18 protein-coding genes are annotated in these 23,492 nt (G+C 52.7%); 3 read left to right on the top strand and 15 right to left on the bottom strand.

Features of this window, described 5'->3' with window-relative positions; all coding sequences use genetic code 11:
* Position 1 precedes the first annotated feature (1 nt).
* From hemA to lonB, 8 genes are all read right to left on the bottom strand, one after another.
* Positions 2-1,402: a glutamyl-tRNA reductase gene (hemA, locus tag FPZ49_RS00915; protein ID WP_144842627.1), complete on the bottom strand. Its 1,401-nt coding sequence runs from the start codon at positions 1,400-1,402 to the stop codon at positions 2-4.
* Positions 1,403-1,927: 525 nt separating this feature from the next.
* Entirely contained in the window at positions 1,928-2,458 is a 531-nt protein-coding gene (locus FPZ49_RS00910) for an S-adenosylmethionine decarboxylase (protein ID WP_144842464.1), read from the bottom strand.
* 109 nt (positions 2,459-2,567) lie between these two features.
* The gene (gene speD / locus FPZ49_RS00905; RefSeq protein WP_144842626.1) at positions 2,568-2,969 is read right to left on the bottom strand and encodes an adenosylmethionine decarboxylase; all 402 of its coding nucleotides are present in this window, start codon (positions 2,967-2,969) and stop codon (positions 2,568-2,570) included.
* Positions 2,970-3,408: 439 nt separating this feature from the next.
* Complete coding sequence (locus FPZ49_RS00900) at positions 3,409-3,996, bottom strand: non-ribosomal peptide synthetase module (RefSeq protein ID WP_186445536.1); 588 nt, start codon at positions 3,994-3,996, stop codon at positions 3,409-3,411.
* A gap of 183 nt (positions 3,997-4,179) precedes the next feature.
* Entirely contained in the window at positions 4,180-7,233 is a 3,054-nt protein-coding gene (locus FPZ49_RS00895; RefSeq protein ID WP_144842463.1) for an efflux RND transporter permease subunit, read from the bottom strand.
* A gap of 449 nt (positions 7,234-7,682) precedes the next feature.
* On the bottom strand, positions 7,683-8,360 hold the full coding sequence (gene yihA / locus FPZ49_RS00890; RefSeq protein ID WP_144842462.1) for a ribosome biogenesis GTP-binding protein YihA/YsxC: 678 nt from the start codon (positions 8,358-8,360) through the stop codon (positions 7,683-7,685).
* 18 nt (positions 8,361-8,378) lie between these two features.
* A complete protein-coding gene (gene lon / locus FPZ49_RS00885) occupies positions 8,379-10,709 on the bottom strand; it encodes an endopeptidase La (RefSeq protein ID WP_144842461.1) in 2,331 nt (776 codons plus the stop codon).
* 130 nt (positions 10,710-10,839) lie between these two features.
* Positions 10,840-12,543 carry an ATP-dependent protease LonB gene (gene lonB, locus FPZ49_RS00880; protein WP_144842460.1) on the bottom strand — a complete coding sequence of 568 codons (1,704 nt, stop codon included), beginning with the start codon at positions 12,541-12,543 and terminating at the stop codon, positions 10,840-10,842.
* A gap of 181 nt (positions 12,544-12,724) precedes the next feature.
* Between lonB and FPZ49_RS00875 the strand changes: the two genes are divergently transcribed.
* Positions 12,725-13,486 carry an N-acetylmuramoyl-L-alanine amidase family protein gene (locus tag FPZ49_RS00875; protein ID WP_391563791.1) on the top strand — a complete coding sequence of 254 codons (762 nt, stop codon included), beginning with the start codon at positions 12,725-12,727 and terminating at the stop codon, positions 13,484-13,486.
* A gap of 38 nt (positions 13,487-13,524) precedes the next feature.
* On the opposite strand, the gene FPZ49_RS00870 is transcribed toward FPZ49_RS00875, so the two are convergent.
* Positions 13,525-14,247 carry a divergent polysaccharide deacetylase family protein gene (locus tag FPZ49_RS00870; protein ID WP_261381204.1) on the bottom strand — a complete coding sequence of 241 codons (723 nt, stop codon included), beginning with the start codon at positions 14,245-14,247 and terminating at the stop codon, positions 13,525-13,527.
* Positions 14,248-14,440: 193 nt separating this feature from the next.
* On the opposite strand from FPZ49_RS00870, the gene FPZ49_RS00865 reads away from it, so the two are divergent.
* Positions 14,441-14,947, top strand: coding sequence for a DinB family protein (locus FPZ49_RS00865; protein WP_144842458.1), 507 nt, complete (start codon positions 14,441-14,443; stop codon positions 14,945-14,947).
* Positions 14,948-15,011: 64 nt separating this feature from the next.
* Here FPZ49_RS00865 and ispG read toward each other — a convergent pair whose 3' ends face one another.
* From ispG to FPZ49_RS00835, 6 genes are all read right to left on the bottom strand, one after another.
* The gene (gene ispG, locus FPZ49_RS00860) at positions 15,012-16,127 is read right to left on the bottom strand and encodes a flavodoxin-dependent (E)-4-hydroxy-3-methylbut-2-enyl-diphosphate synthase (RefSeq protein ID WP_144842457.1); all 1,116 of its coding nucleotides are present in this window, start codon (positions 16,125-16,127) and stop codon (positions 15,012-15,014) included.
* Between the two features lie 128 nt (positions 16,128-16,255).
* Positions 16,256-17,521 (bottom strand): ATP-dependent protease ATP-binding subunit ClpX, encoded by a 1,266-nt coding sequence (gene clpX, locus FPZ49_RS00855; protein ID WP_144842456.1) that lies wholly within the window; start codon positions 17,519-17,521, stop codon positions 16,256-16,258.
* A 15-nt stretch (positions 17,522-17,536) separates the two neighbouring features.
* Positions 17,537-18,127 carry an ATP-dependent Clp endopeptidase proteolytic subunit ClpP gene (clpP, locus tag FPZ49_RS00850; RefSeq protein ID WP_144842455.1) on the bottom strand — a complete coding sequence of 197 codons (591 nt, stop codon included), beginning with the start codon at positions 18,125-18,127 and terminating at the stop codon, positions 17,537-17,539.
* A gap of 302 nt (positions 18,128-18,429) precedes the next feature.
* A complete protein-coding gene (tig, locus tag FPZ49_RS00845; RefSeq protein WP_144842454.1) occupies positions 18,430-19,731 on the bottom strand; it encodes a trigger factor in 1,302 nt (433 codons plus the stop codon).
* A gap of 172 nt (positions 19,732-19,903) precedes the next feature.
* Positions 19,904-20,812: a hypothetical protein gene (locus FPZ49_RS00840; RefSeq protein WP_144842453.1), complete on the bottom strand. Its 909-nt coding sequence runs from the start codon at positions 20,810-20,812 to the stop codon at positions 19,904-19,906.
* Positions 20,813-20,985: 173 nt separating this feature from the next.
* A complete protein-coding gene (locus tag FPZ49_RS00835; protein WP_144842452.1) occupies positions 20,986-21,327 on the bottom strand; it encodes a hypothetical protein in 342 nt (113 codons plus the stop codon).
* Between the two features lie 315 nt (positions 21,328-21,642).
* Here FPZ49_RS00835 and asnB point away from each other — a divergent pair, with 315 nt between their 5' ends.
* Complete coding sequence (gene asnB / locus FPZ49_RS00830) at positions 21,643-23,487, top strand: asparagine synthase (glutamine-hydrolyzing) (protein WP_144842451.1); 1,845 nt, start codon at positions 21,643-21,645, stop codon at positions 23,485-23,487.
* Positions 23,488-23,492 lie beyond the last annotated feature (5 nt).

Genomic DNA, 23,492 nt, shown 5'->3' with positions numbered 1-23,492 from the left:
TCTAAGCTTTGGAGAGCGCATTAGCCGGGCTGCCTGCGCCTCTCACTTTGGCGAGCAGCTCTTCCTTCAGCCGCTCCTGCTCCGCTTCCACTGCCAGCTGCCTTGCGGCCAGCTCAGCCCGTTCTTGCTCAGCAAGCGGCTCTTCCAAAGCGAAAATCTTCGTAAACATCTCCAGCGCTTCGTCCCCGTGCTTCTCAGCCGCCATTTCTTTGATGCGGACAATCGGATCGCGAAGCATCTGATTTACAATGCTCTTGGTCAGCTTGTGAATGACCTTCAGCTCGCGCTCATCCAGATCCGGCAGCTTCTTCATCAAGCTGTCCATCGTTTCCTCGTGGATCACATTCGCTTTGGTCTGCAGCGCTTGAATGACCGGGCTAACGCCCAGCGTCTTCGTCCATTGCTTGAAGGCAACGATCTCCGCACGGATCATCTCTTCGATCTTGACCGCGGCGCGATGGCGCTCCTCCAGGTGGCTATTGACGAGCGACTGTAAATTATCGATATCGTATAAAAAGACATTCGGCATCTCGCCCAGCCGTGGATCTAAGTCCCGCGGAACGGCAATGTCGATCATAAACAGTGGGCGCGAACGGCGCTTCTGCAATACGCTGGATACCTGCTCGGCCGTTAACACCAAGCCTGCTGCTCCAGTGGAGCTGATGACAATATCCGCCTCCTCCAAATGCGTGAGGAGTTTGTCCATCGTGCTGGCGATGCCGCTGAACTTCTCCGCCAGCTCTTGAGCTCGACCCAGCGTCCGGTTGACGACGATCACCTTGTCCGCCCCGTTGGCGTACAAGTGCTTGACGGTCAATTCGCTCATTTTGCCGGCGCCGATGATCAGCACCTTCTTGTGCTCATAGCTGCCAAAAATCCGCTTACCCAGCTCGACCGCGGCATAGCTGACCGATACCGGATTGTCGCCGATCCCTGTCTCGAAGTGCGCCCGCTTGGCCATAGTCACAGCTTGCTTAAACAGCGTGTTGAAAATGACTCCGGTCGTTTTTTCACGTTGGGCCAGCAAAAAAGCATCCCGAACTTGTCCGAGAATCTGGGTTTCACCGATGACCATCGAATCGAGCCCACTCGTGACGCGGAACAGGTGCTCTATCGCTTGCTCATTCTCATGCAGGTACAGGTGCTTGTTGAACTCTTCCTTCGGCACGCCGAACCATTTCTCGATAAACGCACGCAAATGATGTCCGCACAGCTGCTGCGTATCGACCGCTACATACAATTCCGTCCGGTTACAGGTGCCCACAATGACACATTCCATGATGCTCTTGGTTGCTTTGAGCTCCTTCAGTGCCTGCGGTAAGTCTCCTTCCGCAAAAGCAAATTTCTCACGAATGGCCACCGGGGCTGTCCGATAATTTAGTCCTGCTACGACAATGTGCATCTGGGTCACCTGCCTCCTCCTCATAAATTCAATTTATTATACCACAAAATTAAGATTGTTCGACAAAATAATATGAAGAGTTTGTTACAAGGGGCTTCCCCTTGCAACCCCTTTTGGTTTGGGGAGGGCCCCACGCCCCCGGCCAACCCCCTAAATCCCCCTTGCAAGGGGGACCCCATGGGGCCGCAGCCCCTTGAAGTAAGTCCGACGCAAACATCCGTCGGACTTACTTCGTGACCCCCGCTCCGTGCTGTATGTAACTTTGATGCGTCTTATTGAGCGCGTTTGTCGCATGCTGCGACACGATTACCTGTGAGGTGGGAGCGGCTTTACTAACGATGACTGTTGCAGAGATGCGTTTTGCCGTGACTATGTGCTGAGATCACGTTTTGTTCAGGAGAGGAGCGGCTTCCTGGCGGAAGCGATCCATCCCCCGAACAACGCTGCACCGCTTCTAAGGCCGACTTCCTTCGGAAGCGGCCCCAACCTTCTTATTTTCAACCATCCGTGGAAGGGATATACCACCTACTGCAAGAGCTTCTTCTTCAGCAGCTCGGAGATGGCCTTGTCGGCCTTGGCCATTCGATCGGCCTGGGAGGAGACCAGAGCGCCGCTGGAGGTAACCAGCTTACCGTAAGCGTCGTAGATTTCCGCATATTGTCGATTGACCTCGGCGATGGTTTGCTGCTCCTCGGTCTTTAGAGGGCGGCCGCCGCCGATTTGAAGGCGGAGTAAGTACTGCATCAATTGCGCTAGGGAGTCTAGCCGCGGGAGATGGGATTCGCCATACGCGGAGCTGAGATGGTCATGAGCGAATTGAGCGGAGTAGACGGATTGGCGCAGGGCGTTAAAGCCGTCGGTATTGCTTATTTTGACACTTTCCGTCAAGTAGCTGCCCAGCAGCTCCATTTGAAAAAAGGATACTTGATATAACAGCTTCTCCGCATTTTCCTGTGGCTCATGGTGAACAACCATCTCTACCATCTGAATGATCGGCCAGCCAATCAAGAGGGCTGCGATCAGATACATGAATAGTTTTTTGCGCACTCTTCTCATGTCCGTGACTCATTCCTTTCCCCAAACAAGCTCTATTTGAGATTGTATGGGGCGCGGACAAAAGAAATAACCACGGATTTCTCCGTGGCTACTATATCTTAACCGACTCTTATTTTACCAATGCAACTTGCTTCAATACCGGTGTTTCAACTTGCAATTCGCCCATACCGCGAACCAGTTTCTTAGCATGTGTAACCTCTGGCTTCAACACGGACAGCATGTGCTCGATCGCGAGTTGCGGATCCACAGTTTCACCGCAGGTATAGCAATCCAGCGCTGCGAAACCTTTCTCAGGATACGTGTGAATGGAGAGATGGCTTTCCGACAGCAGTACCAATACCGTCGCCCCTTGAGGCTCAAATTGTTTGGACTGCACCGACAATACAGTTGCTCCACATACCTCAGCTGCTTCTACCATTTGCGCTTGTAACCATTCTGAATTGTTGAGAAGATCGAAGTCGACTCCCCAAGTGTCTACAGCTACATGTCTTCCGAAAGTTGAGTATTCCATTTCCATCTTTCGGTTCCCCCTTCCTAGGAATAAAATGTTTTGAAAATTTCATCCGCTAGGACCTACGTCATTCACTTCCCGAGGGAAAAATCTCTCGCAACATTACATGTCCTGAGTGAATCCTGGTTCCTATTTTGTTTTTCAACGAGAATAAAAATAACATCTATTGAACAGAATTGCAATACTTTTTTTTAGGCGGGCAAATATTCGTTTTTCGCGCCATGCACACAAGAATATTAATATGAGATCAGCTTGTCGGTTGTGTATATATCATGCGAGGCTGCACGCCCATTTGTACCGCGGCTAGTCTAGGTTTGCAGGGCTAATTCGCACCCGATTCACCAACCAAAAAAATGCATAAACATGCAAAAAAGAACCCCGCCTCGCTCCTAAAAATGAGCATCAGTAGAGTTCCTCTATGTCGTAGATTGAATATATATTAAGCTTCGAGTACGAACAGACGATGCGTCAGCTTGTGCAAACGTTCGTCAATCTGCTCGCGGATGGCAGGCTCTTGCATATCGTTTCTAAGATCGAGCATCGCGTTGATTTGTTCCTTGATCATGCGAATCTCATGCTCCACTTCGTTTCTCTGGAACAGCTGCTCGAGCTGACCGATCGTGTCCTTGTATTCAAACACGACTTTCTCGGACGTTTCCGATTTCTCCACGATTTGAACCACAGCGCCATGCTTGTACGTATACACCATTGTATAGGTCGGATAAATCCGGTGAACAATCGCATCCCCTTTAAATGTGGAGACGGCTTTACGCATCAAATTCACCAAATTTTTGTTCGTGATGCGGCACGTTCCTTGGCACACATACAAATTCGCATGTTTTTCGAACGACAGAAGAATTTCTTCCTCCGAATCGTCCTTTAATACCACCTCTTGACTCCCGTTTTCAAGCACTTTGATTTGCAGAGCTGCCTCATGATCAACAAACATTTGAATAAACATGGCCATCTCGGCTTCCGTTAGTTGCATGTGGGTTTTGACGTATTCAGTCGCTAACCTCATTGCCATAAAAATCCCTCGATTCATTTTTTTCGAACCTTGAAGCGTCTGCCTTATTCTTTTGTTTCCTATATACATTATACTACATAATTATTTAATATTCCTGCTAAGGAGGGTTTGAAATTCGCCGGGAATTCAGAAAATTCCGCGTTTTCCCTTCAGAAGGACCACGGAACTATTAAAAACCTCGCTTTACCTCTCGATGTTCCGCAGTTCCCTCCTGCGTTCACGGTGAAAAAAGAGCTCATACATGATCGGTACGATAACCAACGTAAGCAGCGTAGCGGTCACCAAGCCGCCAATCACAACGACTGCGAGCCCCTTCGAAATCAGGCTCCCTTCGGATTCCGTCAGCGCCAGCGGAACTAAAGCGCACACCGTTGCGAACGCCGTCATCAGAATCGGGCGCAGCCGGGTCGTTCCCGCTTCAATCAGTGCTTTGCGGATCTTCATGCCGGATTGACGATTTTGACTGACCCTATCGATCAGCACGATCGCATTCGTAACCACGATGCCTACTAGCATGAGCAGCCCGATCATCGCACTGACGGACAGCGGCTGGCGCGTGAAATACAGTCCGGCGATGGCACCTACAGGAATGAACAGCAAAGAGGATAGAATGACGATTGGAATGCGCGCCTTCCCGAAGGAGACCAGCATGACCAGATAAACAAGCCCAATTGCCGCAGCAATGGCCAGACCGAGCTCTTTGAACGTTTGCTCCGTTTCTTCGCTTCCTCCGCCCGAAGTCAGGCTGATGCCCTCCGGCAGCGCCAGCTTAGCCACGCTGTCCTGAACCGCTTTCGTCGTATTAGCCACATTATCGCTGCGGATTTGGGCGCTTACTTCCGCATAGATTTTGCCGTCCAGCCGCTGGATGCTGGATAAGGTGTCCACCGCTTGCACCGCCGCAATGTCTTTGATCAGGACACGCCCCTTTTTCCCGAATAAAGCGATATTCTCCAGGTCCGAGGCATCTGTAAGCCCTTGGGCGTAGGCAGCGCGGATTTCTTGCGTTTTGCCGTCTAGAGTGTACGTCCCAACCGTGACCGGCTTGGTTCGGTCCGCCACAAGCCCCAACACCATCATGGGATCGATGCCGGCCTCCGCCGCCTTTTGCGGGTCGATGCGGACGATCCACTGCCGCTGTTTTTCGCGGAAATTGTTTTGGATATATTGCAAATCCATGTTCTGCTTCAAATGATCTTCAACCTTCTTGGCCGCTTCGCCTAGCTTGTCCATATCGCTGCCGTACAGCTGCACGTTTACGTTATTGCCGGTTGGAGGGCCGCCTGAGCTCATCTCCTGTACGGTAACTGTTGCCTCTGGGGACGCCTTTTTTACGATGGCATCGAGCTGCACGGATAAGGTCTTGATGACGGTATCGACGTCGACCTTCGGATTGATGCTCATCATGTACTGAGCCTGATTCGCCTGCTTCATGCCGGACATATAGTCCAATCCGCCGATGGATGTGAACACGTACTCGAAAATTTCCGGCTGCTGGAGCAGCATCTTTTCGATTTCCTGCGAAACCTGATTCGTTTTTTCCAGCTGCGTTGCGGGAGGGAGCTTAAAGCCGGCGGCTACCACCTGCTGCTTCTCGTTAGGGAGGAATATAAAGCCAAGCTGCGGCACCAGAAATAACGATGCTCCCAAAATAACCAGAGATCCAACGATCACCGTTCCTTTGCGCTTCAGCCCCGCTTCGAGCACTCTGGCGTACAGCCGCTGCAGAGCGCTTTCCCGCTCCTCTACCGCCGCTCTCAGCTTGCCGAATGCGCCTTTGGACAGGATTGGAACTACCGTAACGGCCACGAGCAGCGATGCCGCCAGCGCAAAGACCACCGTCAACGCAAAGGGAAGAAAAAACTCCCCCGTAATGCCCCCCACGAACCCAAGCGGCAAAAAGACGACGATGGTAGTCAAAGTAGAAGATGTAATCGCGCTCATCATTTCTTTGGACGCTTCTAAAGCGATCCCAGTTCGATCCTGTCCGGCTTGGCGCTGACTCATCCTCCGATAAATATTTTCGATCACGACGATGCTGTCATCCACCACGCGACCGACCGCAACCGCCATTCCGCCTAAGGTCATGATGTTGAGCGTGATTCCCATTTTTGCTAATGCAATTGAAGCTATCAGCAGAGAGAGCGGAATCGATATAATGGCGATAAACGTCGCCCGCAGATTGCGAAGAAACAGCAGCACGGCCAGCGACGCAAACAGCGCACCGAAAAGCCCTTCATTGCGCAGGCTGTCTACGGATTTTTTGATGCCGGCCGCTTGATCGAACGCGAGTGAGTAGCTGAGCCGGTCTTGGTACTTGTCCAAGGTGGCTAACACTTTATCTGCAATTTGCACGGTGTTGGCGTCCTGTTTTTTGGATACGGATAGGGCTAGACTCGATTTTTCGTTATAACGGACCAGCTCCTCTGAGTCTTCGACCGCCTTGATCGCGGCGATATCCGAAAGCAGGATGGTGCTTGGTACGGGCGGGAAGCCGGCCTGCACGTCAAACGAGAGCTGCTTCAAATCCGCAATGCCCGCCGCTCGCTGCTCTACCCGAATCGGAATGATAATATTGTTCTGGATCGCCGAACCGGCCGGCATCGACACAAAAAGCCCTTGAACCTTTTGCGAAATCTGATTCAGGGTAATATTGTTGGCCTTGGCTTTTTCGGGATCGACGGAAATCTCGATGAAGCTATGTTTCATACCGCCGATGCTGATGCTGCTTACGCCCTCGATTTTTTCGAGCTCCGGGCGAATGTCTTTATCGACGATCGATTCGATGGAGCCGGAGCCGGCATCCTTCGGGAATAGCGCAATATTTAAGATCGGCAGCGAACCGAAGCTGAACCGGGTCACCTTGGGCGTCACCCCCTCCGGCAGCTTGACGTCTTGCAAGGACGACTCGACTTGCCGCGTCGTGCTGTCCATGTCGGTGCCGATCGGAAATTCCAGCTGCACAAGGGAGAAGCTTTCGAGCGACTGGCTGGTCAGCTTTTTGATGCCGCTTAGGCTCTTCAAGCTCTGCTCCAGCTTCTGCGTCACCCGGTCATCTACGTCCGCAGGCGAAGCTCCGGGATAGACCGACTGGACCGTCAGCGTCGGAAGCTCAATGTTCGGCAGCATATCCACCTTCAGCGTGGTAAAAGCATACAAGCCGCCGACCATCAGCAGCAGTGCGCTAATGATGATCGCTGCCGGATTTTTGAGGCTGAAACGGGTTAAAAAGTTCACGGCGCCTAATCGCTCCTTTGATTGTCAAGGACACAAATTCACCGTCCTTGACAATGAGAATCTCTTGTCCCCAGTTTGATGCAAAAATGGGGCGATTATACGCTGAGGGGAGTGGGAGTAAGGAGCGCATGCTGTACTGGTAAAGAAAAAGCCTGAGGCCAGGAGGGTCGAGACAACCATCTAGGCTCAGGCTTATTGGGATAAATTCTCGTGCAAGGCGGATTTCCGCTTTTGCATGGGTTGCTCGGACTTCGTGAACGGACTCTAAAGCAGATTAGCCGCTTTATATCGGGCGCTCGGACCTGGAGCCGTACTCTAGAGCGGAATTTCCGCTCTACACTTATCATCCAGACCGGGGAACGGCCTGTAAAGCGGTTTTTCCGCTTTGTATAGGTCGTCCGGGCCCGCGGTCAGGCTCCAAAGCGGGTTCGCCGCTTTGAACGTCGCCGCTATGCTTGCGGCTCAGCAATCGCCGCTGCGTCAGATTCCTCCACACTGCTGCTGCTTGACTCAGCATGCGAGTCGGCCTCTGCTTCTGCGCCGTATCCGATTCGATTCTCGATGACGGCCCACAGCTCGTCCTTTCCGAGTCCCAGCTCGGAGGAGAACAGGATGTGCGGATCAGCCTTGTCCATTTCAAGCGCTTCCTTGATGATTTTGACGTGCTTCTGCCATTTGCCCTTCGGGATTTTGTCCGCCTTCGTCGTGACGACGCAGATCGGCACGCCGTTATGCTTTAGCCAGTCATACATCGCGATGTCATCCTTCGATGGAGGATGGCGAAGATCGATGATCAGCAGCACCAGCTTGAGGTGTTCACGCCGCAGCAAGTAGTCCTCGATGAACTTGCCCCATACCTCCCGCTTCGACTTGGATACCTGAGCATAGCCATAGCCAGGCAAATCAACGAAGTGCAAATCCTTATTGATTAAATAATAGTTCAACTGCTGTGTCTTGCCCGGCTTGGAGCTGGTCCGCGCCAAGTTCTTGCGGTTGATCATCCGATTGATCAGCGACGATTTGCCGACATTCGAACGCCCTGCCAGAGCAATCTCCGGCAAGGCGCCTTCAGGATACTGATTCGGACCAACCGCGCTGATAATGAATTCAGCTTGATTGACCTTCATGTCATTTCCACACTTTCTTTACACCCCTACCGGTTTAACCAGCGCATGCTCCAGCACTTCATCCATGTGTGACACCGGGATAAAACGCAGCTCGCTGCGGACGCTTTCGGGGATTTCTTCAATGTCTTTCTCGTTATCCTTCGGCAAAATGACGGTGCGAATGCCTGCGCGATGCGCCGCCATGGCCTTCTCCTTGAGCCCGCCGATCGGGAGCACCCGACCGCGCAGCGTAATCTCGCCTGTCATCGCTACGTGACGCGAGACCGGGATATTGGTCAGCGCGGAGATGAGCGCCGTCCCCATCGTGATGCCCGCAGACGGTCCGTCCTTAGGAATCGCGCCTTCCGGGATATGAATATGAATATCGAACTTCTCATGGAAGTCCGGCTGAATGCCAAAGTGCTCCGCGCGGGAACGGGTATAGCTGAAGGCGGCCTGCGCCGACTCCTTCATCACATCGCCCAGCTTCCCTGTTAAGGTCAGCTTTCCGTTGCCCTGCATCACGGTGACTTCGATCACCAGTGTATCGCCGCCGACCTCGGTCCATGCCAGGCCCGTGACAGCGCCGACCTGATCGCGCTCCTCCGCCATTCCGAAGCGGAACTTCGGTTGACCCAGGAACTCTTTCAAGTTGTCAGCCGTTACCTCAACTGCGCCAGTTCCACCAACCACCTGCTTCGCCGCTTTGCGGCAAATCGAAGAGATCTGCTGCTCCAGGTTTCGAACGCCGGCTTCGCGTGTATACTCTCTCACGGTCCGCATCAGCGCTGCTTCATTGACGACGAGCTGGCCTTCTTCCAGCCCGTGATCGCGCTGCTGCTTCGGCAGCAAGTAGTTGCGGGCGATATGCAGCTTCTCGATCTCGGTATAGCCCGGAATGTAGAGCACTTCCATCCGGTCAAGCAGCGGCCGGGGAATGTTATGCACCGCATTCGCGGTCGTTACGAACATGACATTCGAGAGGTCAAAAGGAACCTCGACATAATGGTCGCTGAACGTGCTGTTTTGCTCCGGATCCAGTACCTCAAGCAGGGCTGAGGCCGGATCGCCGCGGAAATCCATCGCCATCTTGTCGATCTCATCGAGCAGGAACACCGGATTGTTCGTGCCCGCCGTCTTCATGCCTTGGATGATCCGGCCCGGCATGGCACCGACATACGTCCGGCGATGCCCGCGAATCTCGGCTTCATCCCGGACGCCGCCGAGCGAAATTCGAACGAATTCCCGTCCCATGGACCTTGCGATGGAGCGAGCGATCGAGGTTTTCCCCACACCCGGAGGCCCGACCAAGCAGAGAATCGGCCCCTTGAGCTTTTTCACCAGCTTTTGCACGGCCAAGTATTCCAGCACGCGTTCCTTCGGCTTCTCCAGACCGTAGTGATCCTCGTTCAGAATCTCTTCCGCCTTAGCAATATCCAGATCGTCTTCCGAAGAGGAGGACCATGGGAGCGCCAGCAGCCAGTCGATGTAATTCCGAATGACAGAGCCTTCGGCAGAGGTCGCCGGCATTTTCTCCAGTCGATCGATTTCTTTCTCGATCTTCTCTTTGACCTTCTCCGGCACCTGCGTTTCCGCCAGCTGATTTCTCAGCTCATCTACTTCACCTGCACGGCCTTCCTTGTCTCCGAGCTCCTTCTGGATGGCTTTCATCTGCTCACGCAAGTAGTATTCCTTCTGCGTCTTCTCCATCTGCTTTTTGACGCGTTGGCTGATCTTGCGCTCCAGCTCCAGCACTTCCCGTTCGTTGTTCAAAATGCTCAGCAGCTTCTCCAGCCGCTCCCGAACATCGACGGTTTCCAAAATTTCTTGCTTATCCTTTATTTTCAACGATAGATGACTGCAAATGACATCGGCCAGACGCCCCGGCTCATCGATATCCGACACGGCGGCCAGCGTCTCCGGCGTTACCTTCTTGGAAAGGTTGATATAATGCTCGAACTGGCTTAATACCGTCCTCATGAGGGCATCGATCTCGGGATCGGATGTTCCCTGCTCCGGCAGCTCTTTCACCGAAACCTCGTAATATTCGTCATTGACGAGAAACTCCGTAATTTCCGCCCGCATGACCCCTTCCACCAGCACGCGAATCGTGCCGTTAGGAAGCTTCAGCATCTGGCGTACTTTGGCAATCGTACCAATGCGGTAAATATCTTCCGTCTTCGGCTCCTCAATATTGACTTCCGATTGCGAACAAAGCAGGATCATGCTGTCGTCGACCATGGCTTTTTCCAGTGCCCGCACAGACTTCTCTCTGCCTACATCCAAATGCAGCACCATGCTGGGATACACTAGCAGCCCCCGTAACGGAAGCAGCGGCAAGCGGCGCACCTTTTGTTTGCTCGGTCCCACTTTCGAGCACCTCCAGACTAGACTTACATACTGTGATAACCATTTTAGCAAAATTAAATTCAAAACACCAATGAGGCCCCTTGACTGCAAAACCGCCTATTTACCCGTGAAAAAGAAAACGCCGCGAGCTCTATTCGAGCGCGTCGGCGTGCAGTACGGTGACGGAGGCAGCGGTAACGGAATCTTGAGGAAGCAGCAGCGGATCGCTGGAACGGGTAAACTCCAGACCCAGCGATTGAAACAGAGCCTCCTCGATACAATCGACAGGAACAACCTCGAGACCGTTTAAGCCTGCAAAAATTTCCTGCCAATTTTCCTTCGGAATCAGCACCTTGGTCGCTCCGGCTTGGAAGGCCGCCTCTACCTTGGCAATGACGCCTCCAACCGGCTTCACTTTGCCATGGATGCTGATTTCCCCGGTCATCGCGATATGATTATCCACCGGAATCTGTTTGATCGCGGAAGTAATCGCTACCGCCATGGAAATCCCTGCGGACGGGCCGTCAATCGGGATTCCGCCCGGAAAGTTGATGTGCAAATCATAGTTGTAAGGATTGACGCCGAGCCTGCGCAGCACGGTCAGCACATTCTCCACCGAGCCGCGCGCCATGCTTTTGCGACGCAGCGTGCGGGAGCCGCCGCCCATTTCCTCCTCGTCGACTACCCCAGTGATCGTGAACTGTCCGGTACCGGGTTGAATAACCGGTATGGCTGTAACTTCGATTTCCAACAGCATCCCCATATTCGGTCCATAAACGGCCAAGCCGTTGACAAGCCCGACTTCTGGCTGTTGATGAATTTTTTTCTCCGGCCGCGGCGGAATTTGCGAGCTGTTGACCACCCACTCAATGTCCGCTTCCGATACTTCCCTGCGCTGATCGGTTAAGGCCATCCCGGCCGCCAGCTGAATAATGTTGACGGCTTCGCGCCCGTTAGTTGCGTACTTTTTCACCACATCGATAGCCGGCGACTGCTCGGGAAAACCAATTTTCTTCAGCGCTTTGGAGGCGATCATCGCAATTTCATCCGGCAGCAGCGGGCGGAAAAAGATTTCCATACACCGGGACCGAATCGCCGGTGGAATGTCCTGCGGGTTGCGGGTTGTTGCGCCTACTAAGCGGAAGTCCGCGGGCAGGCCATTTTGGAATACATCGTGAATGTAGCTTGGAATATTGGTATCTTCCGAGTTATAGTAGGCACTTTCCAAAAACACCTTACGATCTTCGAGTACCTTTAATAATTTATTCATCTGGTGCGGGTGCAATTCCCCGATTTCATCAATAAACAAAATACCGCCATGCGCCTTGGTCACTGCCCCCAGCTTCGGTTGAGGAATACCCGCAACGCCCATCGCTCCAGCCCCTTGATAAATCGGGTCGTGCACGGAGCCGATCAGCGGGTCCGCAATGCCGCGTTCGTCAAAACGGGCGGTTGTGGCATCAATCTCGGTAAACTTCGCATCCGGGCGGAATGGCGATTCCGGATTTTTCTTCGCTTCCTCCAAAATGACGCGGGCGGCAGCGGTTTTGCCTACGCCCGGCGGGCCGTAAATAATGACATGCTGCGGATTGCCTCCGCATAGAGCGGCTTTCAGCGCGCGGAGCCCTTCTTTTTGACCGACGATATCATCCATGGAAGAAGGCCGTGTCTTCTCGGCAAGCGGTTTGTTCAGCGAGATGGAGCGCAGCTTCCGAAGCTTCTCCAGCTCCTTCTTCGACTCCTTGTCGACCGCCGAACGGTTGGTCTGCTGATTGCGCAGCAAATTCCAAAAATACATACCAATCACAATCGCAAAAAACAGCTGGATTACCATTAAAATCACGCTTATGCTCATAACCTGTCAACCTCCATGATGCTCACAGCCGGCTGTTTCTCCATCCAGGCCGCGGCTGCAAGCCAAAATCTATATATTTGGTAGTATTGCCCTCCATTGGTAGCATTAATCGCTAAAGGGTTAGAAACTTTTTGGGGGATGATAAAGACGAGCTTGTTGTTCGAAAAAGGAGTGCATGCCATTGAACCGGCGATTGATGAAAACAAAGGCTGTTCTTTTCCTACTGCTGATGGCGGGAATGCTGGTTAGTCCTACTTCATCGGCTCAAGGGCGCTCTGCCGCCTCCCCTGACTCTGATTTTGAATCCTTTCTGCTGCCTGAAATTCGTGCGGATCATCCGGCGATCGCAAATGTCGATGTGCTGCTCGATGTCGGACATGGCGGCATTGACAGCGGGACTGTATACGGTGACGTGCTGGAAAAAGACATCAATCTGGCCATCGCACAAAAAACTTACGAGACGCTTCGAAAAAGAGGCTACTGCGTGCTCCTGAATCGCAGCGGAGATTATGCGCTCAGCAGCGAAAATTTGTGGCTCCGCAGCCGTTCAAGGCATGTAAAGGATCTGGCTCAGCGCAGCCATCTGGCAAACGAGGTTAAGCCTAAAATGCTGCTTAGCCTCCACATCAACTCCGCACGGAGATCCGGCAAACGCGGGCCCTTGATCATTCATCAAAAAAATGAACAGAGCAAGCAACTGGCCATCGCACTTCAGACGGCGCTCAATCCGCTCTATGGCACGACTGAAGAGCCTGTGATGATGGGGAAGAAGTATTACATCTTGAGACATACGAAGGTGCCAGCTGTGATCGTTGAAATGGGCTTTCTGACCAATGCTCAGGATCGCGCTATGCTGCAAAAGCAGGACATGCAATGGTCCATTGCCGCTAAGATTGCTGACGGCGTCAAGCAGTATATGTCTCAGCAGCAACAACAACAATAAGACCGCTGCCTTTGCGGAGCGGTCTTCCTAACGTGTATTCATCTCACCAGCTGTGAGACTGGTACAAACTCCGCCCCAAGCTGCTGAAGCGTCGGGATCTCATGCTTGAGCACGTCTGCGGTAAGCTTGCCAGGAGGGCCGACATGTCCGATCAGAACGGTAACGGGGTGCGTCTTCACATGCTTTTGTACCTTGATCGCTTGTTTGGCGATATGGCTGCGGGTGTACACGTCGTCCATAAAAATGTGATTTTCCGCGGTCGGCACTTGCAGCTCGTTCGCCAGCTTTTTGATCACACTTTTGTGCGTCGTCCGGCTGTCGAGAAAAAATAAGTTTCGTTCCTTGCAGACGGAAATGACAATGCGCATGATCCGTTCGTTAGCCGTGACCTTGGAGCCCATATGGTTGTTGATGCCTACGGCATACGGCACATCATCAATAGCTGCGTTCACCCGCTTACGGATCTCTTCATCGGATAGGCGGGTGGTGATGGCCCCCGGACCCAGCCATTCCGGCTTGCCGGCATTCGGCTCCATGGGCAAATGCAGCAGCACTTCTTTGCCTAGCCGATGCGCTTGCTCCGCATCTCGTTTGGTCGTGGGCAGAAACGGCATCACCGCCGCGGCAAACGGAATCGGCAGCTCCAGCATCTGCTCCGTTCCTTGCATGCTGTTGCCAAAATCGTCGATCACGACCGCAATTTGCTTTTTCGCTTCCGGCTCTTCGCTTGCCCAGGCAGACTGCAGCGTCAGACCGAACAGAAGTACAGTTGTTGTTGCCCATATCCAAGCTTTTCTCACGCGTTCATCCTCCTACGTTGCAACTTGTACGGGCGATTTCGACCCACATCCATTGTTATTTGTTGGATGTTTTGTTTTTATTCGCGATACGAAGAAGGGATCATGTGTTCGATGTCGAATACATACTTAATGCCAATTTAAGGAGGAATTTACCATGTTTACAAGCATTGATGACTTTGCAGTATCGTGGAAGCAGGAATGCGGCCAAACACAGCGCATTTTCAACACGCTAACGGACGCTTCCCTTGCTCAAGAAGTATCACCGCAGGACCGGACGTTGGGCCGGATCGCGTGGCATCTGGTTACCGTCATTCAAGAAATGGTGTCCCGCACTGGCTTAAAGCTGGAAGAACCGGAGCCTTCTGAGCCGATTCCAGCCACAGCCAAGGAAATCGCGGACCAATACGCTAAAACGACGAACGCCCTTCTTGAAGCGGTTCAGTCGCAATGGACGGATCAAACGCTGCTGGAAGTCAAGGATATGTACGGCCAATCTTGGCCGAACGGACTGACCTTGGAGCTGCTCATCTCCCATCAAACCCATCACCGCGGTCAAATGACCGTTTTGATGCGCCAAGCCGGCCTGGTCGTGCCTGGCGTCTATGGCCCCGCCCGTGAAGAGTGGAAAACATTCATGAACATGGAAGCCCCTGCACTGTAATAAGAAGCGCAAAAAAGCCCGTAATGGTCTGAGCTCAGCTTAGGCCGTTACGGGCTTCTCTATGTTAATGCGACGCGCCAGCGTGATGCTTGCGCCCAGGAATTTCTCCGGTTTTATCAAAATGATCTACAATGATATCAATCTCTTTCTTCAGCTCTGCGAGCAGTTCTGCTTCCGGTACCTTACGGATCATTTCCCCGTACCGGAACAGCATGCCCTCACCTCGGGCACCGGCAATGCCGATATCGGCTTCGCGAGCCTCCCCAGGGCCATTCACCGCACATCCGAGCACCGACACCTTGATCGGTACCTTCAGCTTGGAAATATACTCCTCGACTTCGTTGGCGATCGAGAACAAATCGATGTCAAGACGTCCGCACGTTGGGCATGACACCAGCGTTGCCGCATTGGTGATAAGGCCAAACGACTTCAGCAGTTCGCGACATACCTTAACCTCTTCGACCGGATCCGCGCTCAGCGAGATGCGGATGGTCGAGCCGATCCCCATGCTCAGCAGTGCACCGAGCCCAGCAGCACTCTTGACCGTCCCGGAAAACAACGTTCCCGCTTCGGTGATGCCGAGGTGCAGTGGATATCGGAACGTAGCCGCTGCTTTGGTGTACGCAGCAATAGCCATAGGCACATCCGAGGCTTTCAGCGATACGATAATGTCCCTGAAATCCAGCTCTTCGAGAATGTTGATATGATACAGCGCGCTTTCCACCATCGCTTCCGGCGTCGGGTATCCATATTTCTCGAGCAAGTGATTCTCCAGCGAGCCGGCGTTGACGCCGATGCGGATCGGGATTCCCCGCTCCTTGCAGGCTTTCACGACCGCCTCCACCTTCTCGCGGCGGCCAATGTTGCCTGGATTAATTCGGACCTTGTCTATGCCGTTCTCGATCGCCATCAAAGCCAAGCGGTGGTCAAAATGAATGTCCGCTACAAGTGGAATCGAGATTTGACGCTTGATTTCCTTGATCGCTTCAGCGGCTTCCTTATTATTGACCGTCACCCGAACAATTTGGCAGCCGGCTTCCTCGAGGCGGTGAATTTCCGCCACGGTTGCCTTGACGTCCGCCGTCTTGGTCGTACACATGCTCTGAATGATCACTTCGTTGCTGCCGCCAATGGTTAGATTGCCCACCTTGACCGGAATCGTTTCCGTTCTGTGAAACATGTGTATTCTTCTCTCCCCTACAGCAAATTTAGCCTTGATACCAAACATCCTCCGCTCCAGTGCCGGGTTCCTTCCAAAATCGAAGGACCGGCAGCGGATTGGAGGTTGCTTGGTTAACTATGATAAGCTTACGCGCTTTCTTCTTTCTTCTTTACCGCACTGGCATCCAGCGTAACAATCGGCGGAGCGATCTTCGCTTGGACCGCCTCCTTGTTCACGATGCACTTGGACGTTTCCGTGCGGGATGGCGCTTCGTACATCACTTCGAGCATAATGCCTTCGATGATGGCACGCAATCCCCTTGCACCAGTGTTCCGCTTGATGGCTTCCTTCGCGATCTCTTCGAGCGCTTCCGCCTCGAATTCGAGCGTTACGTTATCCATCTCCAGCAGCTTCTGGTACTGCTTGACGAGGGCGTTCTTAGGCTCGGTGAGAATGCGAACAAGGGCAGCCTCATCCAACGGCTCCAGTGTCGAGATAACCGGCAAACGGCCTACAAATTCAGGGATCAAACCGAATTTGAGCAAGTCTTCCGGCAGAACAAGAGATAAGTATTCGCCTGGCTTGAGATCGGCTTTGTGGCCGTCCGTACCGAAGCCAATAACCTTCTTCCCGATCCGGCGCTTGATGATTTGCTCCAATCCATCAAATGCACCGCCGCAAATGAACAGAATGTTCGTGGTATCGATCTGAATGAATTCCTGATGTGGATGCTTGCGTCCGCCTTGCGGAGGAACGGATGCAACCGTACCTTCAAGAATTTTCAGGAGCGCTTGCTGTACGCCTTCACCGGAGACATCGCGAGTGATCGACGGATTCTCCGATTTGCGGGCTACTTTATCGATCTCATCGATATAAATAATGCCGCGTTCAGCCTTCTCTACATCATAGTCGGCCGCTTGGATCAGCTTCAGCAGGATGTTCTCTACGTCTTCCCCTACGTAACCGGCTTCTGTCAAAGAAGTGGCGTCCGCAATGGCAAAAGGCACGTTGAGAATTTTGGCCAGCGTTTGCGCCAGAAGCGTCTTACCGCTACCTGTCGGTCCAACGAGAACGATGTTCGACTTTTGCAGCTCGACTTCCTCTGTCTTGCCCTGCTGGGAATTGATCCGCTTGTAGTGGTTATACACCGCTACAGACAGCGATTTCTTCGCTTGCTCTTGGCCGATGACATATTGATCAAGAATGTTGCGGATTTCCTTCGGCTTCGGAACGTCCTTCAGGTCAAGCTCTTCCTCGTGACCCAATTCCTCCTCGACGATTTCCGTACAAAGCTCAATACACTCATCGCATATATATACGCCGGGTCCGGCTACCAGCTTGCGTACCTGCTCCTGCGACTTGCCGCAGAAGGAGCACTTCAGCTGACCTTTTTCGTCGTTAAATTTAAACATGGGATCACTCCTTTTCTATTTCAAGTCGCTGCGAGTGATAACCGCATCAATGAGCCCGTATTCCTTCGCTTCTTCGGCGCTCAAAAAATTATCACGGTCGGTGTCGCGCTCGATCTTCTCATACGCTTGACCTGTGCGCTCCACATAAATCTGATTCAGCTTCTGCTTGGTCTTAATAATCCAATCCGCGTGAATCTTAATGTCGGACGCTTGCCCGCGAACGCCGCCCAACGGTTGGTGAATCATTACTTCACTGTTCGGCAGTGCAAAGCGCTTGCCCTTGGCTCCCGCTGTCAGAAGCAAGGAACCCATGCTCGCTGCCATGCCGACGCAGATCGTGGAAACATCCGGCTTGATGAATTGCATTGTATCATATATACCCATGCCCGCAGTGACCGAACCGCCGGGGGAGTTAATGTACAAGTGAATATCCTTCTCTGAATCCTGCGCCGCCAAAAACAGCAGCTGAGCAATGATCAGGTTGGCGACGTCATCATCGATCGCGCTGCCCAGAAAAATAATGCGATCTTTAAGCAAACGCGAGTAAATATCATACGAGCGCTCGCCGCGGCCTTCCTGTTCCACAACCATAGGTACCAGACTCATCGTTCCAACCCCTTTACAACAAGAATGCAAAGCAAGAGTGTTACAGCCTAATTGTAGCACTTTTTCGAATCAAACGCACATTTCCTATGTACTGCTTATACGACCTTATGTAACGCTTATGTAACGTTGCACTGCAATATGTATTACTTATGTACCGCTTATGTCATTCTTATGTACTTCCACCTACAGTTAAAACCGTCTTGCTTATGTGGGTCGCTGCGACTCTCTTGGGCATCTAAAGGTAAAACAAAGGCACGCATGCAAGTACACGTGCCTTTGTCTGTATATGACGCCTTTTGAAATTAAACGGCGCTTGCAACCGATTTGCTGTTTTCAACCAGGAATGCTACGGTTTTGCGGGACAGGATGTCTTGAACCAGTGCACCCAGGTTACCGTTCTGTGCAAAAATGCTGTGAATTTCAGCAGCGGAACGGCCGTACATTTGTGCCAAGTTTTGCAGCTCAGCATTGATTTCTTCTTCAGTAGCTACGATGTTCTCTGCTTTAGCAATGGCTTCAAGCACCAGGTTGTTGCGAACGCGCTGTACAGCATCGTCGTGCATTTGGGCTTTGAGAGCTTCTGCGTTTTGGCCAGTGAACTGGTAGTACATTTCGATGTTCATGCCTTGCGAGCGCAGACGGTTTTCGAATTCCTTCACCATTTGCTCCGCTTCTTCGTTGATCATCACTTCTGGAATTTCCACTTGTGCCGATGCAGCTACTTTCTCAACAACAGCCGCTTCTTTAGCGCGAGTATTCTCAGCTTGCTTGCGCTCCTTCAGCTTGCTTTCGAGGTCGGCTTTGTACTCGTCAAGTGTTTCGAATTCGCTAACGTCTTTAGCAAACTCATCGTCGAGTGCAGGCAGGTTCTTGCGCTTGATGTCATGCAGCTTGATCTTGAATACCGCTTCTTTGCCTTTCAGCTCTTCCGCGTGGTAGTTCTCAGGGAAAGTAACGGTAATGTCTTTCTCGCCGTCCTTCTCGAGGCCTACTACTTGCTCTTCGAAGCCTGGGATAAAGCTGTTGGAGCCCAGCTCCAGAGAATATCTCTCCGCTTTGCCGCCTTCGAATGGTACGCCGTCTACAAAGCCTTCGAAGTCGATCGATACCATATCGCCGTTCTCAGCTGCGCCTTCTTCTACTGGAATCAGCTCAGCGTGACGCTTTTGCAGTCTTTCCAGCTCAGCGTTCACTTCTTCAGCGGATACTACAGCTTCGGTTTCTTCTACTTCGATGCCTTTGTAGTCGCCCAGCTCAACTTCCGGCTTCACAACCACTTTCGCTTTGAACTTCAGAACTTGACCTTTGCCAAACTGCTCTACATCCACTTCAGGACGGTCAACCGGCTCGATGGACGTTTCGCGAACTGCTGCCATATAAGCATCAGGTACGATGATGTCAAGCGCGTCTTGGTACAAGCTTTCCACGCCAAATTTGGATTCAAAAATCGCGCGAGGTACTTTGCCTTTACGGAAGCCTGGTACGTTAACCTTGGCTACGACTTTCTTGAACGCCTTGTCCAATGCATCTGCAACTTGATCTGCGTCCACTTCAATATCAAGAACTCCAACGTTCTTCTCTATCTTTTCCCAGCTTGCTTTCATTTTATGCTTTCCCCTCCAAAAATTATCCATAACAAATTTGTCGTGATGCGGCGGGGACGGAAACGAACATGTCCCGCACAGTCAAATAACCATTCTATTATAACCATAAAAGTTTACGTTTTCAAGACTACGGTCTTGGAAACGCAAAGTGAAACTGGAAACCCGCGACGGCTCAGCCTTTTCTTGAAAACACTATATGCGCGAACTGCTGCATCATCCGATACGCCTGCTCCCATTGAAACGCCATCTCGCCTGTGATTCCATACAGCTCCTGAAGCTCCTCCTTATCCCCCCCGTCGAACACGCGCTCCAGCAGAGTCAGGTGCAGCGCCGCGGCCCAAACGTCGACATAGGCCGAATCCTGCTTCAGCATCTGTCGATAGGCGGAGGTGCCGTAAATAAACGCCAAAAACTCGTTCCACGTCTCTTCCGCAAAATAAGCCAAAGCCGGGTGCTGCGTCTCGCTAATTTCCTGCACACGCTTTATTATCTCTTGAATTTGCGAAGGGAACTCATCAAAGCCGGACGGCGTGTCCTCGATCTCGATCTCCGTCGGCTCCCCGTTCTTGGTTAGCAGCAGCGTACCGGCGGCGCCTCTTTTTTTCAGCGTCTGGAGCGTTCGGAATTGAATCAACGGATGAAGGGCAGGCGTCGACAAAAAGCGGATCAGCGCATCGTCAATCCCCGGGTGCTCAATAAAAGCCAGCTGGTCTAGCGCCAGCAGCTGCTTATCGACCGCATGCTGCTCGAACAAGCTGCTCAGCAGCCGCTCGGCGTATTCGGGCGTCAGCTCTGTCTTGGCCAGTAGGTGCTGCTTGAGCAGGTCAACCTCGCTGTCGTCGTCCTCCGTGTCATATGGTAGCTCCAAGGCCAAGTCGGGAAACATCATCTGCAGCCAGTCCAGGAGCGACTGCCATTCCTCCCGGGCCCGCTGGTCATCCGATCTGCAAGCCAGCAAAAACCTCAGCGTCTGAATCGCTTCGCTATACCGCTCCGCTTCCAGCAGCCGGGTCAGCTCGAACTGGTAGTACTCGACGGTTTTCGGGAAAAGAATCACGTTATCATTCGGCTGTTCCATCATAAAACACCGCCTTTCCTGCAAACCACTTCTATGAAAGCCAGTGTACCCGAAATACACGTTGAAAGCAAAATTTGACATTAGCGTCCGTCCGGCGAATTGAAAACGCTTCGCCCTACGGATGCAGCCAAAAGAAAAAACCCGAAACAATGGTTTCGGGGATGCGTTACGCTGGATTAGTCCATTTTCATCGCGGCTTGAATGAGCTGCGATTTGATGTACGGGTTTTTGTCGATAAAGGCGTACATCCGGTCAACGGCATCTTTATTTTGCAGATAATCCTTCTCGTTCTGGATCATCTCGTGAGACCACTTCAGCAGCGCCGCTTCGGCAGCGCCCAGGCGGTTCAGCGCGTCGTGAAGACCTGTATTTTCAACTAGCTGCTCCATCGATTCCTGGTTTACTGTACCCAGCTTCTTGGTGGCGGCCAGCTTCTTCTCGAACTCTTTATTCACGGTCTCGAAGTGCTCTTTCGCTTCTTTATATTCCTTTTGCTGCTCGTAAATAGCTTTCTTCATAAATGTGACCACCTTTCGATTCATCGGCTGCCAGTATCGCGCTCTGTTACGGTTAGAGTTGGACAAAACCAGCCTTTTCTATACATGGTTCCTAAGTCTTTGTGTAAATGTTTCCAACGGTCCCATCTGATAGTGTAACTTTTCTTCGACCGTTTGTCCATTTATTCGCCAAGTTTTTCAGCCGCGCTGCCGAACGGACAGACATTTTCAATGCCATGGGCGCATACCCTGTATCATCATGCAGCCGACTGACTGCAAGGCTTGTCTTTCTATTGTTGCCAACTCGCCGATTTTTGACCAGAGAGGATGAAGGCTATGTGTGGAATTACTGGATGGATTGATTGGCACAAAGACTTAACCCAGTTTCCGTCCATTCTTGAAAATATGACGGAGACGCTCTCCCTTCGCGGTCCCGATGCCTCCGGAACCTGGATTACCCCCCGCTGCGCCCTCGGCCATCGCCGCCTCAGCGTCATGGACCCGGCTAACGGCGCACAGCCGATGATCCGTAAAGCCGGCGAGAATACGTTCGCGATCGTCTATAACGGCGAGCTTTATAACGCCCCAGAGCTGAAAAAGGAGCTGGAGCTGCGGGGCCACAAGTTTCAAACCACCTGCGATACCGAGGTGCTCCTGGCCTCTTATATCGAATGGGGCCGGGCATGCGTGGACCGTTTGAACGGCATCTTCGCCTTTGCTGTCTGGAACGATGAGGAGCAGTCGCTCTTTCTGGTGCGGGACCGGCTTGGCGTGAAGCCGTTCTTTTATTCTTATCAGGACGGCCGGCTCTTGTTCGGCTCCGAGCCGAAAGCGATTTTGGCACATCCCGACTTCCCCGCGCAAATCAGCGGCGAGGGTCTCGCCGAAATTTTTGCCGTGGGACCGGCGCGCACGCCAGGACACGGGGTGTACAAAAATTTAAGCGAGCTGAAGCCTGGCCACTGCATGCTGATGGATGCCAACGGGATTCAGATCCGGGCGTACTGGAAGCTCGAGAGCAAGCCGCACGAGGATGATGTCGAAACGACTGCCGCCAAGGTTCATGATCTGCTGAAGGATACGGTCATTCGCCAGCTCGCTTCCGACGTACCCATTTGCACGCTGCTGTCCGGCGGGCTGGATTCCAGCGCGCTGACCTCGTTTGCCGCCCAATATTACAATGAGCTAGGGCTTGGCACACTGCACACATACTCTATTGACTATGTAGACAACGATAAGCATTTTAAAGCTAACGTGTTCCAGCCGAACTCCGACGCGCCGTGGATTAAACGAATGACGGAGCATCTGGGCACGGTGCACCATTCGTTTGAGTTCGATACCCCCGAGCTCGTAGAGGCGCTGAAGACCGGCGTCTACGCCCGCGACATGCCCGGCATGGCCGACGTGGACGGGTCGCTGTATTTGTTCTGCCGTGAAATCAAGAAGGAGGCCACGGTGGCGATTTCCGGCGAAGCGGCGGACGAAATCTTCGGCGGCTATCCGTGGTTTCACCGGGAGGAGTCGCTGAACGCGCAGACGTTCCCTTGGGCGCTCGCGACCCGCGATCGGGTGAATCTGCTGTCTCCCGAGCTGATCGATTGGGTGAAGCCGGAGCAGTACGTGCAGGAGCGCTATCGTCAAGCGCTGTCCGAGGTGCCGCGGCTGGCCGGCGAAAATGCGCAGCAGAACCGCATGAGGGAAATGTCTTACCTCAACATTACGCGGTTCATGCCGACGCTGCTTGACCGGAAGGACCGGATGAGCATGGCGGTCGGGCTCGAGGTACGCGTTCCGTTCTGCGACCACCGCTTAGTGGAGTACGTCTGGAACATCCCTTGGGAGGTCAAAACGGCCGGCGATCGGGAAAAGGGCATTTTGCGCAAAGCGCTTCGCGGCGTGCTGCCGGAAGATGTGCTGACTCGCAAGAAAAGCCCATATCCGAAAACGCACAACCCGAACTATTTGGCTGCGGTCCGTTCGTGGGTCCTCGAGATTCTAAACGACAGCTCGTCGCCGCTGCTGCAGTTTATCGATGTGGCCAAAATCCGAGCGCTCGCCGAAAACGACAACGGCCAATTCAACCTCCCATGGTTCGGCCAGCTCATGACCGGCCCTCAGCTCTTCGCTTATTTAGCCCAAGTCGATACTTGGCTGCGCACCTATAAGGTGGCCATCCGCTAAGACGA

It is taken from the genome of Paenibacillus cremeus (genome assembly GCF_007786445.1).
Lineage (GTDB): Bacteria > Bacillota > Bacilli > Paenibacillales > NBRC-103111 > Paenibacillus_G > Paenibacillus_G cremeus.
This window is presented reverse-complemented; position numbering and strand designations above follow the sequence as displayed.

Bases quoted from the DNA above. Each gene is read 5' to 3' on its own strand.
- hemA (WP_144842627.1), bottom strand. From the start codon at position 1,402: ATGCACATTGTCGTAGCAGGACTAAATTATCGGACAGCCCCGGTGGCC.
- FPZ49_RS00910 (WP_144842464.1), bottom strand. From the start codon at position 2,458: ATGAGAAGAGTGCGCAAAAAACTATTCATGTATCTGATCGCAGCCCTC.
- speD (WP_144842626.1), bottom strand. From the start codon at position 2,969: ATGGAATACTCAACTTTCGGAAGACATGTAGCTGTAGACACTTGGGGA.
- FPZ49_RS00900 (WP_186445536.1), bottom strand. From the start codon at position 3,996: ATGGCAATGAGGTTAGCGACTGAATACGTCAAAACCCACATGCAACTA.
- yihA (WP_144842462.1), bottom strand. From the start codon at position 8,360: ATGAAGGTCAATCAAGCTGAATTCATTATCAGCGCGGTTGGTCCGAAT.
- lonB (WP_144842460.1), bottom strand. From the start codon at position 12,543: ATGAGCATAAGCGTGATTTTAATGGTAATCCAGCTGTTTTTTGCGATT.
- FPZ49_RS00865 (WP_144842458.1), top strand. From the start codon at position 14,441: ATGTTTACAAGCATTGATGACTTTGCAGTATCGTGGAAGCAGGAATGC.
- ispG (WP_144842457.1), bottom strand. From the start codon at position 16,127: ATGTTTCACAGAACGGAAACGATTCCGGTCAAGGTGGGCAATCTAACC.
- clpX (WP_144842456.1), bottom strand. From the start codon at position 17,521: ATGTTTAAATTTAACGACGAAAAAGGTCAGCTGAAGTGCTCCTTCTGC.
- clpP (WP_144842455.1), bottom strand. From the start codon at position 18,127: ATGAGTCTGGTACCTATGGTTGTGGAACAGGAAGGCCGCGGCGAGCGC.
- tig (WP_144842454.1), bottom strand. From the start codon at position 19,731: ATGAAAGCAAGCTGGGAAAAGATAGAGAAGAACGTTGGAGTTCTTGAT.
- FPZ49_RS00840 (WP_144842453.1), bottom strand. From the start codon at position 20,812: ATGATGGAACAGCCGAATGATAACGTGATTCTTTTCCCGAAAACCGTC.
- FPZ49_RS00835 (WP_144842452.1), bottom strand. From the start codon at position 21,327: ATGAAGAAAGCTATTTACGAGCAGCAAAAGGAATATAAAGAAGCGAAA.
- asnB (WP_144842451.1), top strand. From the start codon at position 21,643: ATGTGTGGAATTACTGGATGGATTGATTGGCACAAAGACTTAACCCAG.